Raw genomic sequence first — 17,997 nt, forward strand, 5'->3', positions numbered from 1 at the left:
CAAGGCTGCTCCTACAGGGCGCGTGTTCCGGCGGTGAGGTCAGACCAGCACCGTCCACAACGCAAACGCGGCGTACCACAGCACCGCGCAGCGCAGCAGCAATTCCCAAAGGCTGTCCAGCCGGCTTAGGCCACGCTGGCTGTCTTCTTCCTCGGGGATATCGTCGGCAATGCGCCCAACCCTGGCCACTAGGTGGCCGGCGCTGATGTGCCAGTTAAGGAGCTCGTGCAGCATCACGCGGGTCACCGCGACGAAGTTGCCGACCAGCGCGAAGCTCAAGGCCATCACCCGCACCGGAAGCCAATCCATGATGTGCCGCAGTTGCTCGGCACGCGCTTTGAGCGCGGGCTGCTTGCTGTGCTCGCCGCACAGCGCCAGCAGGCGATAGGCCAAGGCAGCGCCTGGGCCGAGCACGAAATACCAGAAGATCACGGCGAAGAAGCTCTGGTAGGCCTGCCACAGCAGGTAACCCTGCACCCGCACCAGCAGGCTGTGAGGCTCGTCGGCCACCAGGCCCAGGTCGCGCTCGGCCACGTGCAGGGCGGCCTGATCGTCACCCCGCCGCCAGGCATCGCGAAACGGCCCCAGCGCCGCTTTCGCATCGCCGCGGCCCAGGCTGTAGATCAACACCAGCAGGTGCACCGGCAATGCCAGCAGGCCATAGGCGACGGGCTCCAGCACATGCAGCAGCAAGGCCAGCACCGCTACCGGCGCCAGCACCAGAATGGCCAACGTCCACCACGGCTGCACCTTGCCGCTGCGCTCCAGGCGCACCAGTTCACCGAGGAAAAAACCATCGCGCTGTATTCGATGGCGCAGTGCCGAGAACTTCTCGACCCACAGCGCCAGCAGCAAAACCAGAAAACTCATGAGTTGTCCTCGTTATCCTTCACGGTTTGGCGATAGCGGCCCCAGTCGAAGGCCGGACCTGGGTCGGTTTTGCGCACCGGTGCTATGTCGCTGTGGCCCTGGATGCGTTCAAGGCTGATGACCGGCCAGGCGTCGCGGATCTGCCGGGTCAACTGCGCCAGCGTGGTGTACTGGGCATCGGTGTATGGCAGGTCGTCAGTGCCTTCGAGTTCGATGCCGATGGAGAAGTCGTTGCAGCCCTCGCGCCCGTCGAAGCACGAGACACCGGCATGCCAGGCGCGGTCGAGCAACGACACGAACTGGGTGACGGCGCCATCGCGCTCGACGAACAGGTGCGCCGAAACCGTCAGGTGGCAGATGCTCTGGAAATAGGGATGTTCATGGGCGTCCAGGCGGTTCTGGAAGAATGCCTGAACCTTGCCGGTGCCGAAACACGCCGGCGGCAAGCTGATGTTGTGAATCACCAGCAGGGAGATCGACTCGCCCTCGGGGCGCGCGTTGAAGTTCGGCGACGGGCAGTGGGTGATTCCGTGGAACCAGCCGGTGGCACGGTCCAATTGCATGGGGCAGATCCTGAAAAAACGCCGGGTACAGAGCAGCAGTATGCCCTGCGTCCGCGGCCGTTTGCATGTGAATCATTGTAATGATGACTCAATGGACCTGCTGTTGCCGCAGCCCTTCGAGCACCGACTCCAGCGCCCGCTCGAACAGCGCGCCGTCATCGAGCACCCGCACCTCTCCCCGGTGCAGCGCCTGGGCGAGGCTGCCGGTGTTCCACTCACGCACTTTCATGCCCGTGCGATTGGCGAACACCAGCCGATCGTTGCTGTCGATGCGTGCCACCAGCTTGCAGCGCAATGGGTCGTCTTCATCGAACACCTCGACCCAGCTGCCGATACGCAGGCGCTGCACCTGGCGCAATGCCGAGGCATTGCCGTCGACAAGGTGCAGGGGGGCGCAGGCGGGCTCTTCGGCAAGGGCCAGCACGATGTCCTCGTCCACCAGCACCTCGTCGAGCACGGGCGGGCCATCGGCCCTGTGCCCTTCGGACGCCGAGCAAGCGCGCAGGTGCAATTGCTCAAGCTGCTGGAAGAAGTCACGGGTGGCGGTGGAGTCCAGCGCCACGCCTGCCAGGCCTTCGCGCAAGGCCTTGAGCAGGCCGGGCACCTGTTGCAGCAGTTGCTGACAGGCCTGCGGGTCGTGGTGCGGGGCGATACTGGCGAGCAGCGTGTCCAGGGTGGCCAGGGCGTTGCGCCATGCCTCGGACCCTTCGCCCTGCTTGAGCCAAGCCAGCAGCAGCACCTGGCTCCAGGCCTGCACCAGCATCTGCACCACCACGTGCGGCAGCACCCGCCCGCGCAGACGCTGGTTGAGCACCTGCTGCACCTGCTGCCGGGCCTGCAGGGTTCGCGCCCGGCCCTCTTCGGCGTCGCGGGTACGCTGTTCGAGTAATTCGTGGCGGCGCCGCTCGTCCTGGCTGAAGGCGAGAAACTCGTCGAGCAGCTCGGCGAACAGGCAGGCGTCATCGGTGAAGTCGTTGAGCAGACGCTGAACGATACGCTCCACCCGTACATGCAAACTGTCGCGCAGCCCTTCGGCGCTGCTCTGCCAACCGATCGCGGCACCCGCGATCTCGTTGAGCAAGCGCCGGGCCGGGTGGCTGGGGCGGCTGAACAGCCCCTTGTCGAGCAGCGCGACCTTGAGCAGCGGGATGTGCAAACGCGCGATCAATGCCCGTAGGCTGGCGGGCAAGTTGTCGTCGTTGTGGATGAAATCGAACAGCAGGCCGATCAGGTTGATCATGTCTTCGTCGGCCGTAGCAATGCGCCGACGCGTGCCACTGCGCACACTGACGCGCAACAACAGTTGTTCCAGCTGTTGGCCAAGCGCGAAGTCATCCGCCGCCTGCGTGGCGGGCACATAGTGCTGCAGGTGCGAAAGCAGGCGCAGCAGGTCGGCGGTGCTGATCGGCTGGGCAGCAGCCACCCGCTGCAAACGCGGCGCGATTTGCCCGCGCGCGGGGGCCAGAAGCGTTTGCAGTGAAGCAAAATACGCTTGCCCGGCACTGTCCGCACCCAGCGCCCCTTGCGCCTCCAGGCTGGATGGCCGGCGCCCGGCGCTCAGGCACCGATCCTCGGCGCGCCGACGCGGCGCAGGCTGCAGTTCGGGCAGCACACCGGCCGCCGCCAGCAGCTGGTTAGCCTCTGCGTAGAGCACCTCTACATCACGCAACACGTAGCGTTCAAACAGCTTCAAGAGGATCAGCTTGACCCGCAGGCCGACCCCCAGGTTGCGGCCCGCTTCGAGGAAATAGCCGCACAGCGCAGCGGGGCCCAGGGGGTTTTGCTGCTCGCCCACCGGGCGATCGAGCAATGCCTGCAAGCGCAAACCCAGTTGCTGCAGGGCAAGGCCGTCACGCGAGAGCACCCGCGCGACCATGCCGTCGATGGCGGATGCACGCTCGCGCTGCGCCTTGTTGCCTGAACCCTGCGCTTCACCCAGGCCGCCCAGAGGGTCTGCCCGGCCGAGGCTGGCGAAGGTGTGATGGAAGGTGTCGAGAAAACCGCGCTCGATGCTTTTGCGCTTCAGGCGCACGTCGCGCATCGCTTCGAAATACAGGTTCTGGTCGCAGCGCTCAGCGGCCTTGTCGGCCATCTCGAAGAGGGTGACGTCGGTGTTGTCGAACAAGGCCTGCAGGCCTTGGCGCAATTGCAGCGCGGCTTTGTCGCGCACTTGCAGGAGCAATACCGGAAGGCAAGGCAGAGGCGTGCGCGCCCCTCGGTCGATGGCTGCCGCCAGGGGCACCACCTTGCCTTCTTTATGCATCCCTAACTCCTTGCAGGCTTGCTTGCCCCACGGGCAACGAATCGTCAAAGCTATGACGCCAAATACTGGTCACTATTATCGGCAAAAAAACGGACAGCTGCCAGCGCCGTTTCGCTTGCTGGGAAATGACCCTGTATTCGGCCCGATGCTCAGACGGGCCGACCAAAGGTCACCGGCCATGGCCCTGTACACACCGCTCCCCTGCCCTATAATCGCGGGCATCTAGCTTGTGGAGCCGACCATGCCGAACCTACGCCTCGCCGACCTGACCGCTGAAATCGAAGCCAACGTGCGCCGTGCACTGTTGGAGGACATCGGCAGTGGCGATATCACCGCGCAGTTGATCCCGGCCGAACGCCTGGCCAAGGCGACCATCATTACCCGCGAGGACTGCGTGATCGCTGGCACCGCCTGGGTCGACGCCGTGTTCCGCCAGCTCGACCCGCGGGTGGCGGTGCACTGGCAAGTGGCCGATGGCGACCGCGCGCTGGCCAACCAGCCGCTGTTCCACCTGGAAGGCCCGGCACGCTCGCTGCTCAGCGGTGAGCGCAGCGCGCTCAACTTCCTGCAGATGCTGTCGGGCGTCGCCACGCGCGCACGCTTTCTGGCCGACCTGGTCGCAGGTACTCAGGTACGCCTGCTAGACACCCGCAAGACCCTTCCCGGCCTGCGCCTGGCGCAGAAATACGCGGTCACCTGTGGCGGTTGCGACAACCACCGCATCGGCCTTTACGATGCCTTCCTGATCAAGGAAAACCACATCGCCGCCAGCGGTGGCGTGGCCGAGGCAGTGGCGGCAGCGCACCGCATCGCCCCTGGCAAGCCGGTGGAAATCGAGGTGGAGAGCCTGGATGAACTACGCCAAGCCCTGAATGCGGGTGCGGATATCGTCATGCTCGACGAGCTGACCCTGGACGAAATGCGCGAAGCGGTGCACATCACTGCGGGCAAGGCCAAACTCGAGGCCAGCGGCGGCGTTAACGAGAGCACCTTGCGGGTGATTGCCGAGACCGGCGTCGACTACATCTCCATTGGTGCGATGACCAAGGATGTGAAGGCCGTAGACCTTTCGATGCGTTTGAGCCTCTGAGAGGACGCGGTGCTTGTACCGCCCTCTTCGCGGGTAAACCCGCTCCCACAGGATCACCGCAGGCTTGAGTAATGTGCGCCCTCTGTGGGAGCGGGTTTACCCGCGAAGAGGCCCGCACAGGCGCAGCAGATCTCAGGCATAAAAAAACCGGCCAGATGGCCGGTTTTTTTCGGGCGTGGATCAGAACGCGGCGTTGGCCAGGCCGTCCAGGTAGCGCTCGACGTCCAGTGCGGCCATGCAGCCTGCGCCGGCCGAGGTAATGGCCTGACGGTAAACGTGGTCGGCCACGTCGCCCGCAGCGAACACACCTTCGACGTTGGTGGCAGTGGCGTTGCCTTCGCGGCCGCCGTTGACCACCAGGTAGCCGTCCTTGAGGGTCAGCTGGCCTTCGAACAGCGAGGTGTTCGGGGTGTGGCCAATGGCGATGAACACACCGTCGACCTTGATTTCATCGCTGCTGCCATCGTTGTTCTTCAGGCGCGCACCGGTCACGCCCATGTTGTCACCCAGCACCTCGTCCAGGGTGGCATTGAGCTTGAGTTCGATCTTGCCTTCGGCCACACGGGCGTTCAGCTTGTCGACCAGGATCTTCTCGGCGCGGAAGGTCTCGCGGCGGTGAACCAGGGTCACTTTGCTGGCGATGTTGGCCAGGTACAGGGCCTCTTCAACGGCAGTGTTGCCGCCGCCGACGACTGCTACCGGCTTGTTGCGGTAGAAGAAGCCGTCACAGGTAGCGCAGGCCGAAACGCCCTTGCCCATGAAGGTTTCTTCCGACGGCAGGCCCAGGTAACGAGCGCTGGCGCCGGTGGCAACGATCAGTGCGTCGCAGGTGTAGGTGCCACTGTCACCCTGCAGGGTGAACGGCTTGTTGGCCAGGTCGACAGCATTGATGTGGTCGAAGACGATCTCGGTCTCGAAGCGCTCGGCGTGCTCTTGCATGCGCTGCATCAGGGCTGGGCCGGTCAGGCCATGGGGGTCGCCCGGCCAGTTGTCGACTTCGGTGGTGGTGGTCAGCTGGCCACCGGCCTGCATGCCAGTGATCAGCAGCGGCTTGAGGTTGGCACGAGCGGCATAGACTGCGGCGCTGTAACCGGCAGGGCCGGAACCGAGGATGATGACGCGCGAATGACGTACTTCAGACATGTCGAACTCCTGTCGAGCCGGCCGCACGGGGCCAGCATCGGTGTGCCGGCGGTGCCAGCTGGAATTTAAAAAGGACCCACGCAACCTTGGGGAAGGCTACAACGCGTCGATCCAAAACCTAAAAGTTGAGCGCACTGTAGCGAGGTCGCAAAGATTAAGGAAATATCCTTCGACAATCCACCTCATAGGCATCGTCTATCCAGCAATTTCATTCACGAAAAACGCCCTGGCGCTTTTGTTACAGCCGGTTTCGCCAACATCGCCCGCCTTTCGTCGGCGCGACAAACTCGGTAAGGTCAGCGCGTTTTCCTTCTGTTCGGAGTGTCTCGATGCAAGCCCCTGTCCTCTCTGGCCCCCAGTATCTGCGCGAAGGCCTGAAACTGGTGCTGAGCCCGAACCTGCGGTTGTTCGTGCTGTTGCCCCTGGCGGTCAACCTGCTGCTGTTTGGTGGCCTGATCTACTTTGCCGGCCATCAGTTCAGTGTATGGGTCGACGCCCTGATGCCAACCCTGCCCAGCTGGTTGAGCTTCCTCACCTACATTCTGTGGCCATTGTTCGTCGCCTTGGTGGTGCTGATGGTGTTCTTCACCTTCACCCTGGTGGCCAACGTCATTGCGGCGCCGTTCAACGGTTTTCTGGCCGAGAAAGTCGAAGTGGTGGTGCGCGGCCAAGACAACTTCCCTGCCTTCAGCTGGGCCGAGCTGGTGGCCATGGTGCCGCGTACCTTTGGTCGCGAGATGCGCAAGCTGGGCTACTTCCTGCCACGGGCCATCGGCCTGTTCATCCTGTCGCTGATCCCGGTGGTCAACGTGGTCGCCGCGCCGCTGTGGCTGATCTTTGGTGTGTGGATGATGGCTATCCAGTACATCGACTACCCGGCGGACAACAACAAGATGAGCTGGCAGGACATGCTGGCCTGGCTGCGCCAGAAGCGCTGGCAATCGCTGGGCTTTGGCGGCATCACCTACCTGGCGCTGATGGTGCCGGTGGTGAACGTACTGATGATGCCGGCCGCGGTGGCGGGGGCTACGTTGTTCTGGGTGCGTGAACGCGACTAAATCCAAACGCAGCCCTGTGCAGGAGTAGCCTTGCGCTGCGAAGAGGCCAGTACTGACAATACCAATCTGTGGCTAGTACTGGCCTCTTCGCTGCACCAGGCTGCTCCTACCGTTACTGACCTAATCGGCTGGAAAACTGCCCCACTACATCCACCACCCGCTTCGCCCCCTCCTGGATTTCGACGATCACGTTGCCGGTTTCATCGGCCAACGACAGCCCCTGCTCGGCCTGGCGCTTGCTGGTGTCGATGATCGCCACCGCAGCCTGGGCCAATTGCTCGTTCTGCTGCACCACCCGGGCAATCTCCTCGGTGGCCGTGCTGGTACGCGAGGCCAGCTGGCGCACTTCGTCGGCGACCACGGCAAAACCACGCCCCTGCTCGCCCGCTCGGGCCGCCTCGATGGCAGCGTTGAGCGCCAGCAGGTTGGTCTGCCCGGCAATGTCACTGATGGTCTTGATGATCGAGCCGATCACCCGCGACTGGGTGTCCAACGCCTGAATGCCCTCGGCGGCGTTTTGCATCGACGACTCCAGGCCACGCATGACGTTTACCGTCTGCGTGACTACGTCGGTGGCCTTGCGCGCGCTGGCGTCAGTGCTAAGCGAGGTGTTGAAGGCGATGTCTGCCGCCTCGGCAACCGCCTGCTCCTGGTTGACCTGGTCGGTGATCACGGTGGCGAACTTGACCACTTTATACAGCACATCATGGGCGTCGAAGATCGGGTTGTAGGACGCTTCCAGCCAGATTACCCGGCCATGGGCATCGATACGCTTGAAGCGCTCAGCCACGTATTCGCCACGGCGCAGCTTGTCCCAGAACGCCTGATAGCCCGACGAATTGGCCTCTTCGGGTTCGCAGAAAATACGGTGATGCTTGCCGCGGATCTGTTCTAGGCGATAACCGACCGACGTCAGAAACCGTTCATTGGCGGTCAGGATGGTGCCATCAAGGCCAAATTCGATGACTGCGGTCGAGCGCATCAGGGCCTTGATCAGGCTCTCGTGCTCACGGGAGGTCTCGATGGTGCGGGTGAGGTCGCTCGAGTGCAGGGTGAAATACTTGATGCGCCCTTCGCTGTTCTTGACCGGCTGCAGAATCGAGCGCAACCAGGCTTCCTGGCCATTGCCGCGCAGCAGGCGGAACGCCCCGTTGAGGTGCTCGCCCCGGCTGATCGCGCTTTTCATACGCTGGTAGAAGTCGAGCGACTTCACGTGGGCCGGGACAATGTCCTCGAGTTTGCGTCCAAGCAATTGGTCGGCACGGTAGAGCATCTCGCTCTCGAAGTTGCCGTTGACCATCTCGATCCGTCCCTGGGGGTCGAGTTGGAGCACCAGCATCTCGCTGTCGAGGCTGCACTTGACCTGTTCGACCGACAGCAGGTCTTCGCGCAATTGCTGGATTTCTTGCTTGAGCTTGTTGTTGAACATCACCGCTCTCCTGGAGCGCAGCACGTAATCGAATGCATCTTCATCGGCTGCCACTGCCAGGTTCTTGAGCGCCGCCCACGCAAATATTCACACAATTGAAACAGCCGGCAATCAGGCGTCATTTGCACGTCACAAGGCCGTCACATCGGCGCAATGATGCGAGCGGAAACTTTTTGTCATGAATACACCCGCCCTACGCATCACCCTCGTCAGCGAAACCTTCCCCCCCGAGATCAATGGTGTCGCCAACACCCTTGGCCGCCTCAGCGAAGGGTTGCGCCAACGCGGGCATGACATCGAGATCGTCCGCCCCCGCCAAGCCGGCGAGGAGCCTGTGCTCAACGATCAGCAGCTGATGCTGTGCCGCGGTTGGGCCTTGCCCGGCTACCCCGGCCTGCAATGGGGCGAAGTGTCGATGCACCGGCTATTGCGCCGTTGGCGCAGGCAGCGACCGGACGTGCTGTACATCGCCACCGAGGGGCCTTTGGGATTGAGCGCATTGCGTGCGGCACGGCGCCTGGGGGTGCCGGTAGTCAGCGGGTTCCATACCAACTTCCCGCAGTATTCCGGCCAGTACGGCTTGGGCTTGCTGGCACGCCTGCTCACCCATTACCTGCGCTGGTTCCATCGCCGCACGGCAATCACCCTGGTGCCCAGCGTCAGTCAGCGCCTGGAGCTGGAGCGCCGTGGTTTCGAGCGCCTGGACCTGTTGGCCCGCGGCGTCGACGCCTGCCTGTTCAACCCGGCCCGGCGCAGCCAGGCACTGCGCGAAAGCTGGGGGGTCGGCCCGGACGATATCGCCGTGCTGCATGTCGGCCGGCTGGCGGCGGAAAAAAACCTAGGGGTACTGCGCCCGTGCCTGGACGCCCTGCAGAAGACTTATCCACACAAGCGCTTGCGCCTGATCGTGGTCGGTGACGGCCCACAGCGCGCCACCTTGCAGCAGCAGGTGCCTGATGCCGTGTTCTGTGGTGCCCAGCGGGGCGAGGTGCTGGCCGAGCACTATGCCAGCGGTGACCTGTTCCTGTTCCCGAGCCTGACCGAAACCTTTGGCAACGTGGTGCTCGAAGGCATGGCCTCAGGCTTGGCGGTGGTCGCCTATGATGAGGCAGCGGCTGCCCAGCACATTCGGCATGGCCATAGCGGTGCGTTGGCGATGCCCGGCGACCAGGCGGCCTTCATCGATGCCGCTTGCTGGCTACTGGAAGAGGAAGAAACCCTGCGCCGGGTGCGCCTGAACGCACGGCAGCACGCCAGCCGACAGGGCTGGCCGGCGATTGTCGAGCAGTTCGAAACCTACCTGTGCAGTGCTTGCAAACAACGCACAGGCGACACGCAAAAAGCTTCAGATGCTGCACTGGCGATCAAGCCAGGTTCGACAGCGCATCGCGGCTGACCTTCAGCCGCCGCGCGCGCCCATGCTTCAGCCCAGCGCCTTCTCGATGGCCTGAACCACGGCTGGATCATCCGGCGCAGTGCGCGGCGAGAAACGCGCCAGCACGCGCCCATCCTTGCCCACCAGAAACTTCTCGAAGTTCCAGGTGATGTCGCCTGGAAACTCAGCACCTTCCCCCGCCAGCAGGCGATACAGCGAATGGCGGTGCGCCCCGTTGACCTCAAGCTTGGCGCCAAGCGGGAAGCTGACACCATAGTTGAGGCTGCAAAACTCCTGGATCTCTTTCTCGCTGCCGGGCTCCTGGCCGGCAAACTGGTTGCACGGCAGCCCCAAAACGCTGAAGCCTTTGCCCTTGAACTGCTGATGCAGCGTCTCCAGCGAAGCGTATTGCGGCGTCAGGCCACACTTGGAGGCAACATTGACCACCAGCACCACTTGGCCCTTGAACGGTGCGAGGGGCAGTTCCCCGCCGTTCAGCGCCTCCAATTTCAGGTCGTGAAAAGCACTCATGATGTAATCCCCTCTCAGGTTCCCGATGGCCGCAGGGCGAAATCCGCCCAATAAAAAAGCGCTCGTCCAAGCCGTCCACCTCCCGTTGGGAAGGCAAATCGGCTTGCCCGAGCGCCTGGCGACTCTCTGAGCTTAGCGCAGAAAATCAGTGGTGATGGCCACCCTCACCGTGGATGTGACGGTGCGCGATTTCTTCTTCGCTGGCGTCACGCACGTCGACAACCTTGACCTGGAAGGTCAGGCGCTGGCCGGCCAGCGGGTGGTTGCCGTCAACGGTGACGTCGTCGCCGTCGATGTCGCGAATGGTGACGATCTGCATCTGGCCATCCGGCGCCGACGCGTGGAACTGCATGCCGACTTCCAGCTCGTCGACGCCTTCGAACAGGCTGCGGTTCAGGGTGCTGACCAGCTCGGCCAGGTATTCACCGTAGGCATCTTCTGGTTCGATGGAAACGTTCAGCTCGTCACCGGCCTGCTTGCCTTCCAGGGCCTTTTCCAGGCCCGGGATGATGTTGCCGGCACCGTGCAGGTAAACCAGCGGCGCGCCACCGGCGGAGCTGTCGATGGTCTCCCCGGCGTCGTTGGTCAGGGTATAGTCGATGGAGACAGCCTTGTTGGCGGCGATCAGCATGGGGCAAGACCTTTTGCAAAAGTATGTAGAGCGGACAAGTGTAACCAAGCCATCGCCCGATTGCGAACGCGCCTCGGCCGAGGAACAGCCCATCAGTCGGATCACCGGCTTCCATCAGGACGAAGAAGGCCACTGGGTGGTCGAGTTGTCGTGCGGCCACACCCAGCACCTTCGTCACCAACCACCCTGGCAAGCGCGCCCTTGGGTGCTCGATGCCGAGCAGCGCCAACAGCGCATCGGCGAGGCTTTCGCGTGTGGCTGGTGTGCACAGGCAGCCGATAGCGCTACCCTTGGCCGTTGATTCCTTGCACCGCTTTAATTCGAGAAGCACGCATGCAAACTTTTTTCATAGCGCCGACCGACTTTGGTGTCGGCCTGACGTCGATCAGCCTCGGCCTGGTACGCACCCTTGAGCGCGCAGGCCTGAAGGTCGGCTTTTTCAAGCCGATCGCCCAGCCCCACCCAGGTGACACCGGCCCGGAACGCTCCACCGAACTGGTCGCACGCACCCACGGCATCAAACCGCCCATGCCGCTGAGCCTGGCCCACGTCGAGCGCATGCTCGGCGATGGCCAGCTGGACGAGCTGCTGGAGGAAATCATCCGCCTCTACCAGCAAGCCTGCATCGGCAATGACGTGGTCGTGGTCGAAGGCATGGTGCCTACCCGCCACGCCAGCTACGCGGCGCGGGTCAACCTGCACCTGGCCAAGAGCCTGGATGCCGAGGTGATACTGGTTTCGGCGCCCGAAAACGAGGTACTCAGCGAGTTGTCCGGCCGCGTCGAACTGCAGGCCCAGCTGTTCGGCGGCCCCCGCGACCCGAAAGTGCTCGGGGTGATCCTCAACAAAGTACGCACCGACGAAAGCATGGCGGACTTCGCCACACGCCTGCGCGAACACTCGCCACTTCTGCGCGGCAACGACTTCCGCTTGCTCGGCTGCATCCCTTACCAGCCCGAGCTGAATGCCCCACGCACCCGCGACGTGGCCGACCTGCTGGGGGCCCAAGTGCTCAACGCGGGCGATTACGAGCAGCGGCGCATGAGCAAGATCATCATTTGTGCACGCACGGTGGCCAACACCGTGCCGCTGCTCACCCCTGGCACCTTGGTGGTGACCCCGGGTGACCGCGACGACATCATCCTTGCCGTAAGCCTGGCGGCGATCAATGGCGTGCCCCTGGCCGGCCTGCTGCTGACCAGCGACAGCAAGCCCGACGCACGCATCCTCGGCTTGTGCCGCGGCGCCTTGCAGGCCGGCCTGCCGATTCTGTCGGTGAGTACGGGTTCGTACGACACGGCCAACCAGCTCAATTCGCTGAACCGCGAGATCCCGGTGGATGACCGCGAGCGTGCCGAATTCATCACCGACTTTGTCGCCAGCCACCTCGACGCTGCCTGGTTGCACCAGCGCTGCGGCACACCACGCGAGTTGCGCCTGTCGCCTGCGGTGTTCCGCTACCAACTGATCCAGCGCGCGCAACAGGCCAACAAACGCATCGTTCTGCCAGAAGGTGCCGAACCGCTGCTGGTACAGGCGGCGGCGATCTGCCAGGCCCGTGGCATTGCGCGTTGCGTGCTGCTGGCCAAGCCGGAAGAAGTCGAAGCGGTCGCCCGTGCGCAGGGCATTACCTTGCCTGCGGACCTGGAGATACTCGACCCTGAACTGATTCGCGGGCGCTATGTCGAACCGATGGTCAACCTGCGCAAGAGCAAGAACCTCAACGCCCCGATGGCCGAGCAGCAGCTGGAAGACCCGGTGGTGATCGGCACCATGATGTTGGCCCTGGATGAGGTCGACGGCCTGGTGTCGGGCCTGGTGCACTCCACCGCCAACACCATCCGCCCTGCCCTGCAGCTAATCAAGACCGCGCCAGGTGCCAGCCTGGTGTCCTCGGTATTCTTCATGCTGTTCCCCGAGCAGGTGCTGGTGTACGGCGACTGCGTGATGAACCCGCACCCAAGTGCCGCTGAACTGGCAGAAATTGCCCAGCAGAGCGCCGAATCGGCACACACCTTCGGCATCGCGCCGCGGGTGGCGATGATCAGTTATTCAAGCGATTCGGCGAGCGATGAAGAAGTCGACAAGGTGCGTGAAGCGACCCGCTTGGCGCAAGACGCCGCGCACGATCTGCTGATCGATGGGCCCTTGCAGTATGACGCGGCGGCCAACCCGGCCATCGCCCGCGAGCTGGCACCGAACAGCCCGGTTGCCGGGCGTGCCACGGTGTTCGTGTTCCCTGATCTGAATACCGGCAACACCACGCACAAAGCGGTGCAGCGCAGCGCCGATGGGGTCAGCCTGGGGCCGATGCTGCAGGGTTTGCGTAAGCCGGTGAACGATTTGCCGCGGGGGGCTCAGGTGGATGACATCGTCCATACCATCGCCCTGACGGCGATCCAGGCCAGCGTCGTACGCTGAATCCAGGGGCTGCTGTGCAGCCCCTGTTTTATTGCCTTACTGCTGAACTTGGCCCTGGTCATACTGCTGGCCAGGAATCGGCTTCAGGTTGACCTCGACACGACGGTTTTGCGCACGGCCGTTAGCATCGGCATTGCTGGCGATCGGCTGGTCCGGGCCCATGCCACGTGCCGAAATACGCGAAGCATCGACACCCTGCGAAGTCAGGTAGGTGCTGACCGCTTGCGCACGGCGCTGGGACAGGTCCATGTTGTGCTGGCGGCTGCCGGTGCTGTCGGTGAAGCCAACCACTTCGATGGTGTTCTGGTTGAACTGCTTGAACGAGCCGGCCAGGTTGTTCAGCGGCGAGTAGAAGCTTGGCGCGATGTTGGCCGAGTCGGTGGCGAAGGTGATGTTGCCGGGCATGATCAGCTTGATCTGGTCACCCTGGCGCTGCACTTCGACGCCGGTATTGGCCATTTGCGCGCGCAGTTCGGCTTCCTGCTTGTCGGCGTAGTAGCCGTAGCCTGCGGCGGCGGCACCCACTGCGGCAGCGCCGATCAGTGCGCCTTTACCGCGGTTGTTGTGGTCGATGGCGGCGCCGGCGATGGCACCGGCCAGCGCGCCCAGGCCGCCGTACTTGGCGGTCTTGCTCATCCCCGTGGAGCCCTGCGCCTGACCCTGGTTGTCGTACGGGTTCTGGCTGGCGCAGCCCGTCATCAGGGCAGCGGCGGTTGCGACGATAATCAGACGACGCATGGTGAACATGGACAAGCTCCTACTGAAATTCATAAATGCGGCAGACCGCGAATGGATCTATGCCAGCCTTGGATTGCCCAAACGGCAAAAAATTCCATGAACACCTTTTCATGCAGGTTCATGCCCGCACGAACGGGTTCTCGCGCATCTCGTCACCCAGGCGGGTGTCTGGCCCGTGGCCGGTGACCACGATGGCCTCTTCATCCAGCCGGTACAGCCGCTCCTTGATCGAACGAACGATAGCCCGCTGATCGCCACCCCACAAATCGGTGCGGCCAATACCGCGACGGAACAGGGTGTCGCCGGCAATCAGCAGCTTGGCATCGGCAAACCAGAAACTCATCGAACCCGGCGTGTGCCCTGGGGTGTGCAAGGCCACGCCACAACCACAGGCCAGCGCCTCGTCATCACTCAACCAGCGGTCTGGCGGCGGCACCGGGGTGTAGGGCACGCCGAACATCTGGCATTGCATCTCCAGGTTGTCCCACAGCGACTGGTCGTCCTTGTGCAGGTGCAGCGTCGCGCCGGTCAGCTCCTTGAGCTTGCCCGAGGCGAGGAAGTGATCGAAGTGCGCGTGGGTGTGGATGATGCTCACCAGGGTCAAGCCATGGGCCTGCAGGCGCGCGAGGATCTTGTCGGGGTCACCGCCTGGGTCGACGACGATGGCCTTTTTGGTCAATGGGTCGCCGATCAAGGTGCAGTTGCACTGCAGGGGACCTACGGGGAAGGTTTCGCGGATGAGCGCTGACGGTGTCATTTCCATGGGTGAACACAAGAACCAGTTAATCGAAGAGGGTTTGTACCCGAGCCAGCGCATCGAGGACGACGACTTCGGGAACGGTTTCAACATGCTTGGCACTTCTGGCTTCAAGATCCACAGTGCGAATCTGGTTGCAGAGCATCACACCTTGCGTCTGCGTGCCTGCACCGCTGAGGGTAACGGCAAACCCTGCATGCCTTGCGAAATCGCCACCTTGGGAGATAGGAACAATCACCGCAAGGCCCGCAGCGTTGAAGGCTGCCGGCGTGAGCACCAATGCCGGTCGCCCGGCGCCCTGCTGCTCTCGGCCGACGGTGGGGTCGAGGTTGACGCGAACGATGTCGCCTCTAGCGAACTTGGCCCGCTTCACACTTCCCGCCCCACTGGGCGCATTGCGTTCCAGTCGGCCATGTCCGCTGGCTCCGGTGCGGTCAGGTCGCACTGCGCCATCAATTCTTCAAGGGTGTATTTGGGTTTGGTTCTGAGCGGCTTGAGCACCAGCGTTTCGCCGGCCGTGTCCAGGCTCAGCGTCGAGCCGACACCCAGTTGCATCTGCTTGAGCACCGCTGCGGGCAGACGAATCGCCGCGCTGTTGCCCCACTGCTGAATCTTGATCTGCATAAGTATCTCCCAAGGTAGATACATAGTAGAAACCCTCCAAGTGATTGCAAGTGAAATGTAGAAACGTCGTATCTACACTGTCACTCGCCTGGCTTTAACAAAAGCCCTGTAATCACAAGAAGGAAATGCCTCACATCGTCTTGGGAATCGACGCTGAGGCAGCATTATCAGGTAATACCTGATCAGGTGAACTGGCCGCGCAGAAGCTTACGGCAAGAACAACCTGAACAACCCGCCCCCCAGCGCCCCGCCATTGGAAATTTCAATCCGCCCCCTCACCCCATCGCTCTCATGCAGCGCCGCGATCCGCGCAGCGAAATACAGGCCCAGGCCCGTACTGCCACTGTGTGAATCGATACCCTGGATGAACTCTTCCTGGCGCTCGAGCATGCGCTGTGGATAACCCGGGCCGTCATCGTTGACGCAGATGACCAGTTGATTTGCCTCTTCCTCGATGCTGATCAACAACGCATGCCCGGCAAACCGGGTGGCGTTGGTGATCACGTTGGCGATCACCGATGCCACCAGCTCGCGGTCGAAGAAGCCCAGCGGGTTGTCGGTGTCGATGCGCCAGGTGGCGAGGATGTCGTTGTGCTTGAGCACTTCTTGATGGGCGGCCAGTTGGGCTTCGATGAAGTCATCCAGCTCATGGTAGTCCGGGCACACCGGCAGCTGGTTCACGCCCAGTTTGTACAACCCCAGCAGTTGCACCAGCATACCGTTGAGGTGCCGGAACTCATGTTCCATCACCCCTTGCTCGGTACCGCCGCGCAACTCTTCAGGCAAGCGCGCCAGCCACTGGTCATGGGACTGGATCAGCGCGGACAGGGAGTTCTTGAGGTCGTGCACGGTGGAGGCGATCACCGTGGAAAAATCCAGCCCCTGATTGTCTTGATTCATGCGCCGAACACTCGGATGTGCAGTTTGCCATAGCGGTCGTAGCGGTTGTCGCTGGCAGGGATGCCGGCCACGCTGGTCAAGGCGTCGCGGCATTCCTGCATGATCGCAGGCTGTGGGTCATCCCCCCCGATGCGCAGCAGCGCCTGGGCGGTGTTGAGGGCGATGCTGATGTTCTTGGGTTGCAAGGCCAAGGCCTTGCGGAACAACTGCAGCGCTTCGTCGAGCTGACCTCCCTGGTAACTACGCACTCCCTGGCGGTTGAGGGTGACGGCCTCGGTGATCGCATTGAGCACCGCCGGATCATCCGTCAGCTTGGCCACCCTCTGCATCACTTTGGGGTCGTCGCCGTAACTTTCAACGCAGCTTTTGAGCACGCCGAGCGCGGCCGCTTCCTGCCCTGACGCCTGCAGCTGAGCCGCCACCGTCAACGCGGCATCGACCGAGAAAAACTGCTCCATCTTGTCCAGACGCTGCATGGCCTGCTCGGTGAGCTTGGCGGCCGTCTCGGCATCGCCGGCCTGCTGCAGGCTGGCGGCCTTCATCATGCGGGCGCGTACCTGCAGGCCCTGATCTTCAGGGTATTCCTTGGCCACTTCACTGAGCACGGTGTTGATCTCGACGCGGGTACGGGCGTCCAGGCCAAAACCTGCGTTTTTGTTCATCAGCGCCTGAACCAGGCCAAGGTTGTTCTCGGCATCCTTGTAGCGCGAGCTCTGCCCCTGGTTCACGGCATGGCGGAACGCCTTGGAGGCACTTTCGAAATCTTCGTTGCCCAGCGCCAGCTTGCCCAGCGTGGACTGCCGGCGTACCGACAGCGGCGACAGGCGCACCGCTTCTTCCAGCATGTTCTGCGCGCGCTTGGTTTCGCCCTGCGCCACCAGCACTTCAGCCATGCCGTCGTACAGGCCAGGCATGATCGGGAAGGCCTTCAGGGCCTGTTCATACACACCCTGGGCCTGGGCATTCTGGCCACGCTTGTGCATCAAGCTGCCCAGCGCCGAATACACCCACGGCTGCGGGCGGCTGGCGAGGATGGCCTTGAGAAACTTTTCCAGCTCGTCGAAGCGATTGAGCCCGCGCAAGGCATCGGCGCGGTAGCGCAGGCACAGGGGCGCGAAACGCGGGTCCTTCTTGCACAGCTCGGCACACGCTGCCAGGACTTCGGCCGGGCGGCCGCGGTCCAGCGCCTGGAGGATCGGCTTGAGCAAGGTCTTGCGCTGGAACAGCTTCTCGACGCGCTGGGCCAGGCCCACCCGGTTGAACGGCTTGGTCAGGTAGGCATCGGGCTCATGCTCGATGGCACTGAGGACGATGGCCTGGCTGCTCTCGGCGGTCACCATGATGAACACGCATTCATGGCTGATGTGCTTGTCGAGGATCAGGTCCTCGAGCACCTGCTGGCCGTTCTTCTTGCCGTCGCCCAGGTGGAAATCCTGCAGGATGAAGTCATAACGCTTCTGCGCACACATGCGCAGCGCCTGCTCGCCGCTGTCGGCCGTGTCCACGTCGCGCACACCCAGTTCGCGCAACATGGAACGGGTCGACGTACGAAAGTCGGTAAAGTCGTCGACGATCAGAAAGCTCTTTTGCCCGTACTGCAGCAT

Annotated in this window: 18 protein-coding genes and 1 pseudogene; 5 read left to right on the top strand and 14 right to left on the bottom strand. The window is 63.0% G+C overall.

Annotated elements, in window-relative coordinates; all coding sequences use genetic code 11:
• Positions 1 to 39: 39 nt before the first annotated feature.
• The 3 genes from ampE to MFF34_RS13090 form a co-directional block, all read right to left on the bottom strand.
• Positions 40 to 870 (bottom strand): regulatory signaling modulator protein AmpE, encoded by an 831-nt coding sequence (ampE, locus tag MFF34_RS13080; RefSeq protein WP_027594426.1) that lies wholly within the window; start codon positions 868 to 870, stop codon positions 40 to 42.
• Positions 867 to 1,433, bottom strand: coding sequence for a 1,6-anhydro-N-acetylmuramyl-L-alanine amidase AmpD (gene ampD / locus MFF34_RS13085; protein WP_085274092.1), 567 nt, complete (start codon positions 1,431 to 1,433; stop codon positions 867 to 869). Before ampD ends, ampE begins: the two co-directional genes overlap by 4 nt.
• A gap of 88 nt (positions 1,434 to 1,521) precedes the next feature.
• A complete protein-coding gene (locus tag MFF34_RS13090) occupies positions 1,522 to 3,696 on the bottom strand; it encodes a DUF1631 domain-containing protein (RefSeq protein ID WP_238214471.1) in 2,175 nt (724 codons plus the stop codon).
• A gap of 241 nt (positions 3,697 to 3,937) precedes the next feature.
• On the opposite strand from MFF34_RS13090, the gene nadC reads away from it, so the two are divergent.
• Positions 3,938 to 4,786 carry a carboxylating nicotinate-nucleotide diphosphorylase gene (gene nadC / locus MFF34_RS13095; protein WP_027594429.1) on the top strand — a complete coding sequence of 283 codons (849 nt, stop codon included), beginning with the start codon at positions 3,938 to 3,940 and terminating at the stop codon, positions 4,784 to 4,786.
• Positions 4,787 to 4,966: 180 nt separating this feature from the next.
• Here nadC and trxB read toward each other — a convergent pair whose 3' ends face one another.
• Complete coding sequence (gene trxB / locus MFF34_RS13100) at positions 4,967 to 5,929, bottom strand: thioredoxin-disulfide reductase (protein WP_099428332.1); 963 nt, start codon at positions 5,927 to 5,929, stop codon at positions 4,967 to 4,969.
• A gap of 329 nt (positions 5,930 to 6,258) precedes the next feature.
• On the opposite strand from trxB, the gene cysZ reads away from it, so the two are divergent.
• Complete coding sequence (gene cysZ / locus MFF34_RS13105; RefSeq protein ID WP_027594431.1) at positions 6,259 to 6,987, top strand: sulfate transporter CysZ; 729 nt, start codon at positions 6,259 to 6,261, stop codon at positions 6,985 to 6,987.
• 112 nt (positions 6,988 to 7,099) lie between these two features.
• Here cysZ and MFF34_RS28300 read toward each other — a convergent pair whose 3' ends face one another.
• Positions 7,100 to 7,531, bottom strand: a complete 432-nt coding sequence (locus MFF34_RS28300) for a methyl-accepting chemotaxis protein (RefSeq protein ID WP_374707398.1) — start codon at positions 7,529 to 7,531, stop codon at positions 7,100 to 7,102.
• Positions 7,532 to 7,639: 108 nt separating this feature from the next.
• Positions 7,640 to 8,416: pseudogene (locus MFF34_RS28305) on the bottom strand (PAS domain-containing protein); the annotation flags it as partial.
• A gap of 178 nt (positions 8,417 to 8,594) precedes the next feature.
• Between MFF34_RS28305 and MFF34_RS13115 the strand changes: the two are divergent.
• Entirely contained in the window at positions 8,595 to 9,812 is a 1,218-nt protein-coding gene (locus MFF34_RS13115; protein WP_238214474.1) for a glycosyltransferase family 1 protein, read from the top strand.
• Between the two features lie 27 nt (positions 9,813 to 9,839).
• Here the strand turns inward: MFF34_RS13115 and MFF34_RS13120 are convergent, their stop codons facing one another.
• Entirely contained in the window at positions 9,840 to 10,322 is a 483-nt protein-coding gene (locus MFF34_RS13120) for a glutathione peroxidase (protein WP_027594434.1), read from the bottom strand.
• 145 nt (positions 10,323 to 10,467) lie between these two features.
• Positions 10,468 to 10,953 carry a peptidylprolyl isomerase gene (locus MFF34_RS13125; protein ID WP_085274095.1) on the bottom strand — a complete coding sequence of 162 codons (486 nt, stop codon included), beginning with the start codon at positions 10,951 to 10,953 and terminating at the stop codon, positions 10,468 to 10,470.
• Between MFF34_RS13125 and MFF34_RS13130 the strand changes: the two genes are divergently transcribed.
• Both MFF34_RS13130 and pta read left to right on the top strand, forming a co-directional pair.
• Positions 10,952 to 11,254, top strand: a complete 303-nt coding sequence (locus tag MFF34_RS13130; protein WP_027594436.1) for a DUF3565 domain-containing protein — start codon at positions 10,952 to 10,954, stop codon at positions 11,252 to 11,254. The two genes, MFF34_RS13125 and MFF34_RS13130, sit on opposite strands and share 2 nt — an antisense overlap.
• Positions 11,255 to 11,286: 32 nt before the next feature.
• Positions 11,287 to 13,374, top strand: a complete 2,088-nt coding sequence (gene pta / locus MFF34_RS13135; protein WP_238214476.1) for a phosphate acetyltransferase — start codon at positions 11,287 to 11,289, stop codon at positions 13,372 to 13,374.
• 36 nt (positions 13,375 to 13,410) lie between these two features.
• On the opposite strand, the gene MFF34_RS13140 is transcribed toward pta, so the two are convergent.
• The 6 genes from MFF34_RS13140 to MFF34_RS13165 all read right to left on the bottom strand — a co-directional run bounded on the left by MFF34_RS13140 (position 13,411) and on the right by MFF34_RS13165 (position 17,997).
• Positions 13,411 to 14,121: an OmpA family protein gene (locus tag MFF34_RS13140; RefSeq protein WP_027594438.1), complete on the bottom strand. Its 711-nt coding sequence runs from the start codon at positions 14,119 to 14,121 to the stop codon at positions 13,411 to 13,413.
• Positions 14,122 to 14,230: 109 nt separating this feature from the next.
• Positions 14,231 to 14,875, bottom strand: a complete 645-nt coding sequence (locus MFF34_RS13145; protein ID WP_099452920.1) for an MBL fold metallo-hydrolase — start codon at positions 14,873 to 14,875, stop codon at positions 14,231 to 14,233.
• Positions 14,876 to 14,894: 19 nt separating this feature from the next.
• Positions 14,895 to 15,242, bottom strand: a complete 348-nt coding sequence (locus MFF34_RS13150) for a type II toxin-antitoxin system ChpB family toxin (protein WP_099452919.1) — start codon at positions 15,240 to 15,242, stop codon at positions 14,895 to 14,897.
• Positions 15,239 to 15,517 carry an AbrB/MazE/SpoVT family DNA-binding domain-containing protein gene (locus tag MFF34_RS13155; RefSeq protein ID WP_238214478.1) on the bottom strand — a complete coding sequence of 93 codons (279 nt, stop codon included), beginning with the start codon at positions 15,515 to 15,517 and terminating at the stop codon, positions 15,239 to 15,241. Before MFF34_RS13155 ends, MFF34_RS13150 begins: the two co-directional genes overlap by 4 nt.
• A gap of 183 nt (positions 15,518 to 15,700) precedes the next feature.
• Positions 15,701 to 16,393 (bottom strand): sensor histidine kinase KdpD, encoded by a 693-nt coding sequence (locus MFF34_RS13160; protein ID WP_027594440.1) that lies wholly within the window; start codon positions 16,391 to 16,393, stop codon positions 15,701 to 15,703.
• Positions 16,390 to 17,997, bottom strand: a complete 1,608-nt coding sequence (locus tag MFF34_RS13165) for a tetratricopeptide repeat-containing response regulator (RefSeq protein ID WP_027594441.1) — start codon at positions 17,995 to 17,997, stop codon at positions 16,390 to 16,392. Before MFF34_RS13165 ends, MFF34_RS13160 begins: the two co-directional genes overlap by 4 nt.

Origin of the sequence: Pseudomonas sp. PAGU 2196, assembly GCF_022179005.1 — a bacterium.
Taxonomy (GTDB): domain Bacteria; phylum Pseudomonadota; class Gammaproteobacteria; order Pseudomonadales; family Pseudomonadaceae; genus Aquipseudomonas; species Aquipseudomonas kermanshahensis.

Coding starts and splice junctions, on each gene's coding strand:
- ampE (WP_027594426.1), bottom strand. CDS start 870: ATGAGTTTTCTGGTTTTGCTGCTGGCGCTGTGGGTCGAGAAGTTCTCG.
- ampD (WP_085274092.1), bottom strand. CDS start 1,433: ATGCAATTGGACCGTGCCACCGGCTGGTTCCACGGAATCACCCACTGC.
- MFF34_RS13090 (WP_238214471.1), bottom strand. CDS start 3,696: ATGCATAAAGAAGGCAAGGTGGTGCCCCTGGCGGCAGCCATCGACCGA.
- nadC (WP_027594429.1), top strand. CDS start 3,938: ATGCCGAACCTACGCCTCGCCGACCTGACCGCTGAAATCGAAGCCAAC.
- trxB (WP_099428332.1), bottom strand. CDS start 5,929: ATGTCTGAAGTACGTCATTCGCGCGTCATCATCCTCGGTTCCGGCCCT.
- cysZ (WP_027594431.1), top strand. CDS start 6,259: ATGCAAGCCCCTGTCCTCTCTGGCCCCCAGTATCTGCGCGAAGGCCTG.
- MFF34_RS28300 (WP_374707398.1), bottom strand. CDS start 7,531: ATGCGTGGCCTGGAGTCGTCGATGCAAAACGCCGCCGAGGGCATTCAG.
- MFF34_RS13115 (WP_238214474.1), top strand. CDS start 8,595: ATGAATACACCCGCCCTACGCATCACCCTCGTCAGCGAAACCTTCCCC.
- MFF34_RS13120 (WP_027594434.1), bottom strand. CDS start 10,322: ATGAGTGCTTTTCACGACCTGAAATTGGAGGCGCTGAACGGCGGGGAA.
- MFF34_RS13130 (WP_027594436.1), top strand. CDS start 10,952: ATGGGGCAAGACCTTTTGCAAAAGTATGTAGAGCGGACAAGTGTAACC.
- MFF34_RS13125 (WP_085274095.1), bottom strand. CDS start 10,953: ATGCTGATCGCCGCCAACAAGGCTGTCTCCATCGACTATACCCTGACC.
- pta (WP_238214476.1), top strand. CDS start 11,287: ATGCAAACTTTTTTCATAGCGCCGACCGACTTTGGTGTCGGCCTGACG.
- MFF34_RS13140 (WP_027594438.1), bottom strand. CDS start 14,121: ATGTTCACCATGCGTCGTCTGATTATCGTCGCAACCGCCGCTGCCCTG.
- MFF34_RS13145 (WP_099452920.1), bottom strand. CDS start 14,875: ATGGAAATGACACCGTCAGCGCTCATCCGCGAAACCTTCCCCGTAGGT.
- MFF34_RS13155 (WP_238214478.1), bottom strand. CDS start 15,517: ATGTATCTACCTTGGGAGATACTTATGCAGATCAAGATTCAGCAGTGG.
- MFF34_RS13160 (WP_027594440.1), bottom strand. CDS start 16,393: ATGAATCAAGACAATCAGGGGCTGGATTTTTCCACGGTGATCGCCTCC.
- MFF34_RS13165 (WP_027594441.1), bottom strand. CDS start 17,997: ATGCTGCAGTACGGGCAAAAGAGCTTTCTGATCGTCGACGACTTTACC.